The sequence below is a fragment of the Hansschlegelia quercus genome (assembly GCF_004310425.1).
Lineage (GTDB): Bacteria > Pseudomonadota > Alphaproteobacteria > Rhizobiales > Methylopilaceae > Methylopila > Methylopila quercus.
This window is the reverse complement of record NZ_SIUB01000003.1, coordinates 138,334-151,461: the sequence shown is the minus strand read 5'-3', so window position 1 is coordinate 151,461 and position 13,128 is coordinate 138,334. Positions and strand designations below refer to the sequence as shown.

Below are 13,128 nucleotides of genomic sequence, written 5' to 3'. Positions count from 1 at the left end.
CCGCAAACGCGGGACGCACGAGAAGGTTTGGGGAATCTCGTGATTGCGCGGGTCTCTACTCGGTTTCATCCGGTTTGTCGACGCCCCCGGTGGCCGCTGCGACATATTTTGCCCAGAGATCCGGCCTGCGGGTGCGCGTATCGACGAGCGAACGCCGCTTCCTCCAGCGCGCGACCGCCGCATGATCGCCCGAGGTCAGCGCCTCCGGAATGACGAGGCCCTCGAATGCGCGAGGCTTGGAATAATGCGGGTGCTCGAGCAGCGGGCGCTCGAAACTCTCGTCGTCGCCGGAGGTCGCGTCGCCCATTACGCCCGGCAATAGCCTGACGCAGGCGTCGAGCAGCAGCAGCGCCGCCGCCTCGCCGCCCGACAGCACCACGTCGCCGACCGAGACCTCCTCGAGATCCCGCTTCTCGATCAGCCTCTGATCGACGCCCTCGAAGCGCCCGCAGACCAGCGTGACGCCCGGACCGCGACTGAGCGCGCGGACGCGCTCCTGCGTCAGCGGTTTTCCGCGGGGCGTCATCAGAATCCTCGGGCCGCAGCCGCCGGAGGAATCGAGAGCAGCCGCGGCGACGTCGGCCCTCAGCACCATGCCGGGACCGCCGCCCGCTGGCGTGTCGTCCACCGAGCGATGCCGGTCGAGGGCATGCGCGCGGATATCCAGCGCCTCGCACGACCACGCGACGCCGAGCGCGCGCCCGGCGAGCGCGTGCCCGAGCGGGCCAGGGAACATCGCGGGATAGAGCGTGAGGACGGTGGCGCGCCACATGACGTTTCAGGTTCCGGACCTTGAGCTTTCCCGCTCCTCTATGCGCGGGACGCGGGCTTCGGTCCACACGGCGCGACGGAACAAGTGAAAACGCGCCCCGCCTTTCCGCTTGTCGCGGCGCTGAAGCGCGGCTTACTCTTCGTTTGTGAGCACCGTTTCGATCGAGATCAGGCCGGCCCACGCGGAAGACGCCGCCTCGATCGCAGCTGTCCACGATCTCGCATGGCGCAACGCCTATCGCGGCCTCATCCCCGGCCGTGAGCTCGAGCGCATGGTCGAGCGACGCGGTCCCGCCTGGTGGGCCGGCGCCCTCCGGCGCGGCAGCCGGGTGAGTCTCCTGACCTTCGGCGGCGAGACCGTCGGCTACGCCTCCTCCGGCCGCAACCGCGCGTCGACGCTGGCCGTCGGCGGTGAGGTCTACGAGCTCTACCTCAAACCCGAATATCAGGGCCTCGGCCTCGGCCGGCGGTTGTTCTCGGCGGCCCGCGGCGAGCTCGCCTCGCGCGGTCTGTCCGGCGCCGCCGCATGGTCGCTCGCCGGCAACGACCCCGCCTGCGGCTTCTACGCCCGCCTCGGCGGCAAGCTCGCCGCCCGTGGCGTCGAGCATTTCGGCGACGTCACGCTGGAGAAGTTCGCCTACGTCTGGCGGTAAAGTTGGTCATTCCGGGCTTGTCCCGGAATCCATCTCCGCGACGGCGCAGGAAGGACGGCTCGCCTTTCAATCCTGCAGGACCCGGTGTTGATGGATTCCGGGACAAGCCCGGAATGATGGTTTTGCCTCAACCCGTTCTCCGCGCTAGACGTTCGGCCAAACGTCAACTCCTCGAGGAGCGCGCGCATGTTCGTCGCCATGAACCGGTTCAAGGTCTTCACGCAGGAGGCGGAAGCCTTCGAGACCATCTGGCGCGAACGCGACCGGCATCTCTCGGAAGTCGACGGCTTCGTGGAATTCTCGCTGCTCAAGGGCCCCGAGGCCGACGACACCGTGCTCTACGCCAGCCACACGATCTGGCGCTCGAAGGCGGACTTCGAGGCCTGGACGCGCTCTGAGGCGTTCCGCAAGGCGCACGCCAACGCCGGCCAGAACAAGCCGATGTATGCCGGCCACCCGCAGTTCGAAGGCTTCGAGGCGGTGCTGACGGAAAAGAACGACCGCGTCTCGGCCGGGCGGATGAACGGCTGATGGTCGTCGCTGCCGACCACCGCGAAGAGTTGAAGGCGGTCATCCGCGCCCGCTCGTTCCGACAAGGCAAGTTCACGCTCGCCTCCGGCCGCGAGAGCGACCTCTACTTCAACATGAAGCCGACCATGATGAACGCGCGCGGGGCGGAGCTCTCCGCCCGCTGCCTGCTCGACCTGCTGGCCGCCTACCGCTTCGACTATATCGGCGGACTGGAGATGGGCGCCGTGCCCGTCATCGGCTCGGCTGCGGCGCTGAGCTCGGCCGCGGGCCAGCCCGTCGAGACCATCTTCGTCCGCAAGGAGAAGAAGGGCCACGGCACGCGCGACCTCGTGGAAGGGCTGTCGCCGGGCGAGAGCATGGACGGCAAGGTAGTGCTCGTCGTCGACGACGTCGCGACCTCCGGCGGCTCTTTCCTGAAGGCGATCGAGGCCGTGCGCGAAGCCGGCGCGACGGTCACCCAGGCGCTGTGCCTGATCGACCGGGAGGAGGGGGCCTCGGAATTCCTCAGCCAGCACGGGGTCGCGCTGGGCTCGGTGTTCAAGGGCGCCGAGTTCCGGACCTGAAAAGGGCGTCTCACCCCGCCTTAGCGATCTTGCCGCCGGCCTTCAGCCGCTCGACCAGAGCGAGATTGGCGCGCACAGTGTCGTCGGCCTTGGGGCTCGCCGCCGCGATGCGCAGCGTGTCCTCGGCCTTTCCGATATCCTTCGTCAGCGCGTAGGACAGGCCGAGATTGGACAGGATCGACGGCTCTCCCGGGGCGATCTTCAGCGCGGCGGCGTAATAGCCGCGGGCCTCGCCGCTACGGCCGAGCTGGTCGAGAATCGCGCCCTGCGCGTTCAGGATCTTCCAATCCGGCGCATCCGGCGCATGGGAGCGCTCGAGCACGCCCATCGCGTCGTCATAGCGTCCGACGTCGGCCAGCGCGCGGCCGTAAGCCGCCTGGATCTGTCGCTGCTGCGGATGCTTGATGCTCGCGTTTTCGAGAACGGCCAGCGCCTGGGCGCGTTGGCCGAGCGCGCGTAGCGCCATCCCATAGCCGAGCGCCGTCGCGGGATCGGCGGGGTTCTTTTCGTAGGCAGCCGCATAATGGGCGGAGAGCTCGCGCCAGCGCGCCTCCCGCTGCTCGGGCGTGGCGCTCCGCGCGGCGTCGGCGTTCGTGATCGAGCCGGTGACGTCGCCGTCCGTCTTGCAGGCCGAAAGGCCCGCGCCGAGCGCGACGATAAGTGCGAGGCGCGACAGGAAGGACGCGGCGAGCGGCATGGCGGAACCCCGGAATCTGAGCGCGCTGAAAGCGAGCGCCGCTTCGTTCAGTCATGATCCGTTAACCTTAAGTCGCGGTTAACGATGGCCGCATCGCTGCCGCGCCGCCAAGCGCTATGATCCCCGGAGGACGCGAAGCGCGGCCCGACCATTTCTCCGGAGAGATCGTGCGCGGACCGGCGATCGCAGTGCTGCTGGTTCTAGCCGCCTCCGCCGCCGCGCATGAAGCGCCGCAGGTCTCCGACCAGTTCGCGCCGGAGATCGCAAGCAGCGTCCGGCCGCGCCCGCTCGTGCGCGCAAAACGCTGGATGGCGGCGACAGCGAACCGCAATGCCAGCGAGGCCGCCGCCGCCATGCTGCGCGCCGGCGGCGGTGCGGTCGACGCAACGATCGCCGCGCAGTTCGTGCTCGGCCTCGTCGAGCCGCAATCCTCCGGGCTCGGCGGCGGCGGATTTCTCGTTCTTTACGACGCGGCGGCAAAGGCCGTGACCACCTTCGACGGCCGCGAGACGGCGCCGATGGCGGCGACGCCCGACCTGTTCCAGGACAAGAAGGGTGAGCCGTTGGCGTTCATGGAAGCGGCGCTTGGCGGCCGAGCAGTCGGCACGCCTGCCGCGCCCCGCCTCATGGAGACTGTCCACCGCCGCTTTGGAAAACTGCCGTGGCCCCAACTGTTTGAGCCGGCTATACAATTGGCGGAGAAGGGGTTCATTGTGTCGCCGCGGCTTGCCGCGCAGATCGCGGCCGATGCGCCTCGTCTGGCGAGAGATCCGACTGCCGCGGCCTATTTCCTGCCCGGCGGCATCGCGCTGAAGGCTGGCGACCGGCTGAAGAACCCGGCCTACGCCGAGACGCTGAAGGCGTTGCGAGATGGCGGCGCGAGCGCCTTCTATAGGGGGCCGATCGCCGAAGATGTGGTCGCCGCCGTGCGCGGCGCACGGAACCCGGGCCAGCTCTCGCTCGAGGATCTCGCCAACTATGCCGTCGTCGAGCGTTCTCCCGTCTGCGGAGGCTTTCGCGCCTACCTCATCTGCGGGATGGGCCCGCCATCCTCCGGCGGCATCGCCGTGGCGCAGATCCTGGGGCTCCTCGAGTCGTCAAACATCGCCGGCCTCGGCAAGGACAGTCCGCAGGCCTGGCGGCTGATCGGCGACGCCTCCCGCCTCGCCTTCGCAGACCGCGAGGCCTATGTCGCCGATCCCGCCTTCGTCCCTCAGCCGACGGCGGGCCTTCTGGCGCAGGACTATCTTGCCGGCCGCGCGGCGCTGCTTTCCGGAGAGCGTGCTCTGGGCTCGGTCGCTGCCGGGCAGCCCAAGCAGGACCGGACACAATTATTCGCGCCGGATCCCGCGATCGAGCTCCCCGGCACCAGCCATCTGTCGATTGTGGATGCGGACGGCAACGCGGTCGCCTTCACCACCACCATCGAAGCGTCGTTCGGCTCGAAGCTGATGACGCGCGGCTTCATGCTCAATAGTGAGATGACGGACTTCTCGTTCCGCTCGCAAAGAGGCGGCGCGCCGGTGGCGAACCGCGTCGAGCCGGGCAAGCGGCCGCGCTCCTCGATGGCGCCGACCATCGTGCTGAAGGATGGAGCGCCCGTCTTCATCGTCGGTTCGCCTGGCGGCAGCCAGATCATCGGCTACGTCGTGAAGACGCTGATCGCCGCGCTCGACTGGGGCCTCGATCCGGCAGCGGCCGCCGCTCTGCCGAACATGCTGAACCGCTATGGCCCGTTCGAGCTCGAGGAAGGAACGGCGGCAGAAACGATGGCCGAACCTCTGAGGGAGCTCGGTTATGGGACCCGGGCGACCGCGCTCGTTTCTGGCGTGCAGGCGATCGCGATAGGGCCAGAAGGCATCCTTGGAGGCGCCGACCCACGACGGGAAGGCGTAGCGGTCGGAGAGTAGGCGCTCCGCATTGGAGCGCGCTACCTCCGGCTCATTTTGCGGGCGACGGTCCCCAGCATTCCCTTCTCGGTGACAGGCGGCGAACACGCCATGCCGGCGCAGACATAAGCGGCGACCGCCTCCTGACCCGCCCGCGCCGGATGCGCCTCCGGCAGATTGTCCGGCGATAGCGCGCGACGCACGACGCGGTCCGTCGCCGGCAGCGACAGCGCTTCGGCGTGGAGCGCGTCCGCAGTCTCACCCTCACCCACGATGACGATCGACGCGAAACGCAGGCGTTCGTCCAGCGCGTTGACGAGACCGGCATGCCCGACCGGGTTCGCCGCCATCGTCCCCATCAGCGCGGCGAACTCGCCGTCGATCCGAGCGAGCCGCTCGTCGTCGGCATCGAAAGTCGCGAGCCGCAGCGATGCGGACAGGATCAGAGCGGTTCCGCTCGGCATCGCGTCGTCGGCAAGCGCCTGCGGTCGCATGACGAGAGGGCTCGCGTCGTCGGCGTCGACCGCGAAACCCGGGCCGTCCGGATCGCGATGATGCGCTCCGGCCGCCTGGATCCAACCAGCCGCGACGTCGCGATAGCGCGTTTCTCCGGTCGCGCCGGCGAGCGCCAGTCCCGCCAGCGCCATCGCGCCGTAATCGGTCGCGAAGCCCGGGAAGACGAGGCGTCCGTCGCGGAAGCTGTGACCAAGCCGGGCGCCGCGCGTCATGTTCCGCTCGATGAAAGCGAACGCGGCTCTCGCCATATCGAGCGCGTCGGGCCGTCCGAGCGGGACTGCCGCTTCGGCCAGCGCCGCGATCATCAGTCCGTTCCAATCCGCCAGAACCTTGTCGTCGCGGCCGGGCCTCACTCGCGCCTCCCGCGCCGCGAGCAATCGCGCCGAGACGTCGGCAAGGCGAGCGCCGTCTGGACGCGCCTCCGGACGCTCCTTCAGCCGGTTCAGGATCGCGACGTCTTCCCAGTTGCCGAGCGGCGTGACGTCGAACGCCTCCGCGGCGAACGCGGCGTCCTCAGCGCCCAGCACGCCGTCGAATTCATCTCGCATCCAGACATAGAACTTGCCTTCGACGCCCTCGCTGTCCGCGTCGAGGCTTGCGGCGAATGCGCCGTCGACCTCCATCTCGCGGGTGAGCCAGTCGATGATGCCGTGCGCCGCCGCGATCAGGCGCGGATCGTCCCTTTCTAGCCCGACCGCGACGAAGAGGCCGAGCAGTTGCGCGTTGTCGTAGAGCATCTTTTCGAAATGCGGAGCGAGCCAGCGCTCGTCGACGGAGTAGCGCGCGAAGCCGCCGCCGATATGGTCGTGGATGCCGCCCGCCACGATCCTCTGCAGCGTCAGGACCGCCGGCGCGGCAAGCGTCTCGTCGCCCGTCCGCCGGGCCGCGCGCAGCAGCATGTCGAGCGCGCCGGCCTGCGGAAACTTCGGCGCGCCGCGAAAGCCGCCATTCACCGGGTCGAATGCGTTGACGAGGCGGCGCGCCACCGCGTCCATCTCCTGCGGACCAAAGTTACCCGCCGGCGCCCGGCGCGGCGCGAGCCGCTCGGCGATCGCTTCGCTGTTCTGGGCGATGCGGTCCGGCTCCTCACGGTAAAGCCGGGCGATGGTGCGCACCACGTCAGGGAAACCGGGGCGGCCATAAGCGGCGGTCTTCGGAAAATAGGTGCCGCCCCAGAACGGATCGCCGTTCGGCGACAGGAACATGGTCAGCGGCCAGCCGCCCTGCTGGCCGAGCGCATGAAGCGCGGCCATGTAGATCTGGTCGACATCCGGCCGCTCCTCGCGGTCGACCTTGATCGAGACGACGTGCTCGTTCATGACGGCGGCCACGGCTTCGTCCTCGAAGCTTTCATGCGCCATGACGTGGCACCAATGGCAGGCGGCGTAGCCGATCGAGAGCAGCACCGGCCGGTTCAGCCGCCGCGCTTCCTCGAACGCTTCCGGCGACCACTCCCACCAGTCCACCGGGTTTTCCGCATGCTGAAGCAGATAGGGACTGGCGGATCTGGCCAAGCGGTTGGGCATGGTTCAGCGTCTCTTCTCGGGGACCAATGACCCAACCTAGCGCGCCCATCTCGCGAGACACGATCGTCGCGCTGTCGAGCGCCCCCGGCCGCGCCGCGGTGGCGGTCATCCGACTGTCGGGGCCGGAGGCGGGAACGTCACTTGCGGCGCTCTGCGGCCCCCTTCCCGAGCCCCGCAGAGTTTCGCTTCGGACCATTCGCGATCCGCGCACGTCCGAGCCGATCGATCGCGGTTTCGCGCTCTGGCTGCCCGGCCCGAACACGCAAACCGGCGAGAATGCTGCGGAGATGCATCTGCACGGCGGACGGGCCGTTATCGCCGCGGCGCTCGATGCTGCGCTTTCCATCGCCGGCGTTCGCATGGCGGAGCCTGGTGAATTCACGCGCCGCGCCTTTCTCGCCGGAAAGCTCGATCTGGCGGAGGCGGAGGGACTTGCGGATCTTCTCGAAGCTGAAACCGAAGCGCAGCGGCGTCAGGCTCTGGCGCAGAGCTCCGGCGCGCTGTCGGTCCGGATCAATGGCTGGCGGGATCGTGTCGTCGAGGTGATGGCGCTCGTCGAGGCCGGCATAGACTTCTCCGACGAGAGCGACGTCACCGACGCCGCGAGGGCGCAGGCTTATGACGTGCTCACCCCGTTGCGCGAAGAGATCGCCGTCGCCCTCGCCGACACGCGAGGGGAGCGTCTGCGGGAAGGATTCCGGGTCGCGATCCTCGGCCGTCCGAACGCCGGCAAGTCCTCGCTGCTGAACGCGCTCGCTCGGAGAGAGGCGGCGATCGTCGCGGCCGAGCCCGGAACGACCCGTGACGTCATAGAAGTCCAGATGGACCTCGGCGGATTGCCGGTCGTCCTGGTGGACACCGCGGGCCTCCGCGAAGCGCGCGACGCTGCGGAGATGGAAGGCGTGCGCCGCGCCGGCGAGCAGGCGAAGGCGGCTGACCTCGTCATCTGGCTCGAGGATGTGGCGGGTAGGACGGAGCCTGAAGTCCCGCCGGAGGCGCGCGTGTGGCGGGTTGTCAACAAGATCGATACGGCCCCTGCGGCGGAGTTCGCTCACCGCATTTCGGCGCGCACCGGCGAGGGCCTCGATCGATTGGCGGCGGCCCTTGGGGCGGCGGCGGCCGACGCGCTGAACAGCGGCGGGAGCGCAGGCGTCACCCGCGCCCGTCACCGCGACGCTCTCGCGGCGGCAGTCGCTTCGATCGACACTGCGCTGGATGCCTGGACGGACACCCCTGATGAGATCCTCGCGGAACTGCTTCGGCGAGCCGCGGACGAACTCGGACGGGTCACCGGACGCGTCGGCGTGGAGGAGGTGCTGGGCCGGATCTTCTCGACCTTCTGCATCGGCAAGTGAGTCTAACGGCCGGATTGTTTCACGTGGAACATTCCTGGCTTGGCGCGGACGCCTGCGCGGCGGCATGCTCCTCATGTTGAGCATCCCGTGCTAAAGGATCGGGATCGCCTTAGCGCACGCCTTCCTTCTAGAGAGGGCAGACAGCCTGCGGCTCTCCGTACGCACCTATCCAACTCCCATGACCCCATCACTCCCTCAAAAGTTCGACGTCATCGTCGTCGGCGGCGGCCATGCCGGCTGCGAGGCGGCAGCCGCCTCCGCGCGGATGGGCGCCCGCACCGTGCTGGTTACGCATCGCGCTGCGACGCTCGGCGCGATGTCATGCAACCCGGCGATCGGCGGGCTCGGCAAGGGGCATCTGGTGCGCGAAGTGGACGCGCTAGACGGGCTGATGGGCCGCTGCGCGGATGAGGGCGGCATCCAGTTCCGCGTGCTCAATCGCAGCAAGGGACCCGCCGTGCGTGGCCCACGCGCCCAGCAGGACCGCAAGCTCTACGCCGCCGCGATCCAGAAGGCGCTCGGCGAACAGCCGGGCCTGACGATCGTGGAAGGCGAGGTCGACGATCTGGTCGTCGATAATGGCGCCGCCGCAGGCGTCACGCTTGGCGACGGACGAACCCTGAGCGCCGCTGCCGTCGTGCTGACCACCGGCACCTTTCTCCGCGGCCTCATCCATATCGGCGATCGGACCATGCCCGCCGGCCGAGTCGGGGAAGCGCCGGCGTTGGGTCTGTCTGCGCGGCTCGAGGCGCTAGGCCTCTCACTCGGTCGCCTTAAGACCGGGACCCCACCGCGGCTCGATGGCAGGACGATCGACTTCGCCGCGCTGGTCGAACAGCCCGGCGACACGCCGCCCGATCCGTTCTCGACGCTGACGGCGGAGATAACGCAGCGCCAGATTCCCTGCCACGTCACGCGCACCACCGCGGAGACGCACGAGGTGATCCGCGCAAACCTGTCACGCTCGGCGATGTATTCAGGCCGCATCGAAAGCCGCGGACCGCGCTATTGTCCGTCGATCGAGGACAAGGTTGTGCGGTTCGGCGACCGCGAGAGCCACCAGATCTTTCTGGAGCCGGAAGGCCTCGACGACGCCACGATCTACCCGAACGGCATTTCGACGTCGCTGCCCGCTGACGTGCAGCTCGCGCTCGTGCGAACAATGCCGGGCCTCGCGCAGGCCGAGATCCTGCAGCCGGGCTACGCGATCGAATACGACCACGTCGATCCTCGAGAGCTCGATCCGACGCTGGCGCTGAAGCGTCTGCCCGGCCTCTTCCTCGCCGGTCAGATCAACGGCACGACAGGCTATGAGGAGGCGGCGGCGCAGGGGCTGTTGGCGGGTCTCAACGCTGCGCGTCTGGCTGGCGACGAGGACGGAATCGTCATCGGTCGCGACGAAGGCTATCTCGGCGTCATGGTCGACGACCTCGTGACCCACGGCGTCACCGAGCCCTATCGCATGTTCACGTCGCGCGCGGAGTACCGCCTCGCTCTGCGCGCCGACAATGCGGATCTCCGGCTCACTCCAAGGGGCGAGGCTCTGGGCTGCGTCGGCGCAGAGCGCGCCGCGTCCTTCCAAAAAAAGGCCTCCGCGCTTGCAGACGCCGAACGTTTGGCGCGCTCGCTGAGCGTCACGCCAAGCGAAGCCGAGAAGGCAGGGATCACGGTCAATCGCGACGGGCGGCGGCGAACGGCCTTCGATCTTCTGTCGCTGCCCGCCGTCAGCGCGGCCGAGGTCATCCGAGTCTTTCCTGAGCTCGACGCAATCGAGCCGGCGACCATGGCCCAGCTCGAGACCGAGGCCTCTTACGCTGTCTATCTTGATCGGCAGGAGGCGGACATTCGCCGGCGCAAAGCCGAGGAGGAAGCGGTTCTGCCCGAGAACATCGACTACGCCCGCGTGCCTGGCCTTTCCGCAGAGCTTTCTGAAAAGCTCGCGCGGGTGAGCCCGCGCACCCTTGGCCAGGCCGGTCGCATCGAGGGCATGACGCCGGCTGCGCTCGCGCTGCTGTCCGCCCGCATCCGTCGTGCAGGCGCGGCGTGAGCCGCGAGGCGGATCGGCAGGACGTCAAAACGCGCTTCAATGTTCCACGTGAAACATTGGCGCGGCTCGACGTGTTGGTGGCGGCGCTCGACCGCTGGCAGGCCAAAACCAATCTTGTCGCGCCGTCGACGCTACCCGACGTTTGGAGCCGACACATCGCGGACAGCCTCCAGCTGATCTCGCTCGTCGACAGGAAGCCGGGCGACCCGATCGTTTGGGTCGATCTTGGTTCCGGCGGTGGCTTTCCGGGGCTGCCGGTGGCGGCGGCGCTCGGGAGCGCCTGCGCCATGCATCTCGTCGAAAGCAACGCCAAGAAAGCCGCGTTCCTCCGCGAAGCCGCGCGCGCCATAGGCGTCTCCGCCACCATTCATGCCGCGCGAAGTGAAGATGTTATCGGCTCTGAGATCGAAACCGCCGACATCGTCAGCGCCCGTGCGCTGGCTTCGCTAGGCGATTTGATCCGCCTTGCGGCCCCGCTGTTGAAAACCGGGGCGATCGGGCTGTTTCCAAAGGGGCGTGAGGCTTCCGCTGAATTGACCGAGGCGGAGAAATGCTGGAAATTCCAAGCCTCGCTCCACCCGAGTCTGACCGACGCCGACGCTCGAATCGTGCGCGTCGAACGCTTTGACGGCGGGCTCTGAGGGCCTCTGGACCAAGACCAGCGATATGCTCTCCTCTCATTTTCCGCCCGGCGCGCCCCGCGTGCTCACCCTCGCCAACCAGAAGGGAGGGGTTGGCAAGACGACGACCGCAATCAATCTCGGCACCGCGCTCGCCGCGATCGGCGAGACCGTGTTGATCGTGGACCTCGACCCGCAGGGCAACGCCTCCACCGGCCTCGGCATCGAGCGCAAGGCGCGCACGCTCTCGACCTATGACGTGCTGATCGGCGAAGCCTCGCTGCGCGACATCGTGCACGAGACGGCCGTGCCCCGCCTCCACGTCGCGCCGTCGACCATGGATCTGCTGGGCGTCGAGCTTGAAATCGCATCGGCGAAAGACCGTGCGTTCCGGATTCGCGACGCCGTCGCGGGGCTGCATCGTGGCGGCGGCGAGCCGCGCTTCACCTATGTGCTGATCGACTGCCCGCCCTCGCTGAACCTGCTGACGATCAACGCCATGGCGGCGGCGAACGCGATCGTGGTGCCTCTGCAATGCGAGTTCTTCGCGCTTGAAGGTCTGAGCCAGCTGCTCAGCACGGTCGAGCAGGTGCGCGGGTCGCTCAATCCCGCGCTCGCGATTCATGGCGTTGTGCTCACCATGTTCGACCCACGGAACAACCTCTCGTCCCAGGTTGTCGCCGACGTCCGCGCTTTCATGGGCGACAAGGTCTACGAGACCATGATCCCGCGGAACGTCCGGGTCTCGGAAGCGCCCTCCTACGGCAAGCCCGTGCTGCTCTACGACTTCAAATGTCTCGGCAGCCAGGCCTATCTAAAGCTTGCCTCAGAGGTCATCCAGCGCGAGCGCACCTTGAGGACGGCGGCGTGAGCGCGGCGAAGGCTGACGAACCGCAGCGCCGTCTCGGCCGCGGTCTCGCCGCGCTGATCGGGGAGGTCGGTGACGAAGGCGCGGTGCTCGACCGCGCCGCGCGGCCCCAGCGCCGCGCCCAGATCGCGCAGCTCAGAGCGAGCCGCGCCAATCCGCGCCGCAGCTTTCGCGAGGAAGACCTCGAAGAGCTGACCGCTTCTGTGCGCGAAAAAGGCGTGATCCAGCCGATCCTGGTGCGCCGCTTGGCCGGCGAAAGCGACCAGTTCGAGATCATCGCTGGCGAGCGACGCTGGCGCGCGGCGCAGCGGGCCGGGGTCCACGATGCGCCGATCGTGGTGCTCGACGTCACCGACCGCGAGGCGCTCGAGATCGCGATCGTCGAGAACGTGCAGCGCGCCGACCTGAACGCGATCGACGAGGCCGCAGGCTACGAGCAGCTCGCAAGCCAGTTCTCCTACACGCAGGAGAAGCTCGCTGAGGTCATCGGCAAGAGCCGCAGCCACATCGCGAACACGCTGCGCCTGTTGAAGCTGCCCGAGTCCGTGAAGGCGCATGTCGCTGCCGGCGCGCTCACTGCCGGTCACGCCCGCGCGCTGCTGGCTCTGCCCGACCCGGAAAAAGCGGCGGAGAAGGCGGTTGCGAAGCGTCTCTCGGTCCGCGAGGTCGAGGCGATGGCGCGTGCGCCAGAGGTGAAGAGCGCCGACGGCGCCCGCAAGCCTCGCGCGGAGAAGGACGCCGACGTCCGCGCAATCGAGCGGGAGCTATCGGAGGCGCTTGGCCTCGCAGTCACGCTGACGCCTAAAGCCGAAGGCGGCGATCTCACGATCCGTTTTACCACGCTCGATCAGCTCGACATGGTGGCGCGTCGGCTGAGAGGCTGAACTCACGCGCGAACGGGGTTCAGCTCGCGCCGGCCGCTCAACACACCTAAAAATCGCGTTCGGCTTGCGCAGAAACGGGCCCTGTCGCCGCCGAGCCCGTCAGGAGCCTGTACGCGGCAGGCGCTCGGCCGGGGTCCCATCGCACAGGCGGCCCCTGAGAACGCCGCCAGTGACTCTCTGAGAGGCTCGCGTTTTTCGCGGCGGCCAC

General features: G+C 68.3%; 12 protein-coding genes. 9 read left to right on the top strand and 3 right to left on the bottom strand.

The annotated features are described in order from the left end of the window. Positions 1-55: 55 nt before the first annotated feature. Entirely contained in the window at positions 56-772 is a 717-nt protein-coding gene (trmD, locus tag EYR15_RS07680; RefSeq protein WP_131002714.1) for a tRNA (guanosine(37)-N1)-methyltransferase TrmD, read from the bottom strand. A 145-nt stretch (positions 773-917) separates the two neighbouring features. Here trmD and EYR15_RS07675 point away from each other — a divergent pair, with 145 nt between their 5' ends. The 3 genes from EYR15_RS07675 (at position 918) to pyrE (ending at position 2,518) form a co-directional block, all read left to right on the top strand. Next, complete coding sequence (locus EYR15_RS07675; protein ID WP_131002712.1) at positions 918-1,424, top strand: GNAT family N-acetyltransferase; 507 nt, start codon at positions 918-920, stop codon at positions 1,422-1,424. Between the two features lie 186 nt (positions 1,425-1,610). After that, entirely contained in the window at positions 1,611-1,955 is a 345-nt protein-coding gene (gene hmuQ, locus EYR15_RS07670; RefSeq protein ID WP_131002710.1) for a heme-degrading protein HmuQ, read from the top strand. Beyond that, positions 1,955-2,518 carry an orotate phosphoribosyltransferase gene (pyrE, locus tag EYR15_RS07665; protein WP_131002708.1) on the top strand — a complete coding sequence of 188 codons (564 nt, stop codon included), beginning with the start codon at positions 1,955-1,957 and terminating at the stop codon, positions 2,516-2,518. The genes hmuQ and pyrE overlap by 1 nt, the downstream gene beginning before the upstream one ends. Positions 2,519-2,528: 10 nt before the next feature. Here pyrE and EYR15_RS07660 read toward each other — a convergent pair whose 3' ends face one another. Then, on the bottom strand, positions 2,529-3,215 hold the full coding sequence (locus EYR15_RS07660) for a tetratricopeptide repeat protein (RefSeq protein ID WP_131002706.1): 687 nt from the start codon (positions 3,213-3,215) through the stop codon (positions 2,529-2,531). A 116-nt stretch (positions 3,216-3,331) separates the two neighbouring features. Between EYR15_RS07660 and ggt the strand changes: the two genes are divergently transcribed. Continuing rightward, positions 3,332-5,125 (top strand): gamma-glutamyltransferase, encoded by a 1,794-nt coding sequence (ggt, locus tag EYR15_RS07655; RefSeq protein ID WP_131002704.1) that lies wholly within the window; start codon positions 3,332-3,334, stop codon positions 5,123-5,125. Between the two features lie 20 nt (positions 5,126-5,145). On the opposite strand, the gene EYR15_RS07650 is transcribed toward ggt, so the two are convergent. After that, positions 5,146-7,146: a thioredoxin domain-containing protein gene (locus tag EYR15_RS07650; RefSeq protein WP_131002702.1), complete on the bottom strand. Its 2,001-nt coding sequence runs from the start codon at positions 7,144-7,146 to the stop codon at positions 5,146-5,148. A gap of 26 nt (positions 7,147-7,172) precedes the next feature. Between EYR15_RS07650 and mnmE the strand changes: the two genes are divergently transcribed. From mnmE to EYR15_RS07625, 5 genes are all read left to right on the top strand, one after another. Then, positions 7,173-8,501 (top strand): tRNA uridine-5-carboxymethylaminomethyl(34) synthesis GTPase MnmE, encoded by a 1,329-nt coding sequence (mnmE, locus tag EYR15_RS07645; protein ID WP_131002700.1) that lies wholly within the window; start codon positions 7,173-7,175, stop codon positions 8,499-8,501. A gap of 178 nt (positions 8,502-8,679) precedes the next feature. Continuing rightward, a complete protein-coding gene (mnmG, locus tag EYR15_RS07640; RefSeq protein ID WP_131002698.1) occupies positions 8,680-10,548 on the top strand; it encodes a tRNA uridine-5-carboxymethylaminomethyl(34) synthesis enzyme MnmG in 1,869 nt (622 codons plus the stop codon). Continuing rightward, entirely contained in the window at positions 10,545-11,189 is a 645-nt protein-coding gene (gene rsmG / locus EYR15_RS07635; RefSeq protein ID WP_131002696.1) for a 16S rRNA (guanine(527)-N(7))-methyltransferase RsmG, read from the top strand. Before mnmG ends, rsmG begins: the two co-directional genes overlap by 4 nt. Positions 11,190-11,214: 25 nt before the next feature. Then, positions 11,215-12,039 (top strand): ParA family protein, encoded by an 825-nt coding sequence (locus EYR15_RS07630; RefSeq protein ID WP_131002694.1) that lies wholly within the window; start codon positions 11,215-11,217, stop codon positions 12,037-12,039. Next, positions 12,036-12,920 (top strand): ParB/RepB/Spo0J family partition protein, encoded by an 885-nt coding sequence (locus tag EYR15_RS07625; RefSeq protein WP_245498205.1) that lies wholly within the window; start codon positions 12,036-12,038, stop codon positions 12,918-12,920. Before EYR15_RS07630 ends, EYR15_RS07625 begins: the two co-directional genes overlap by 4 nt. The last annotated feature ends 208 nt before the right edge of the window (positions 12,921-13,128 follow it).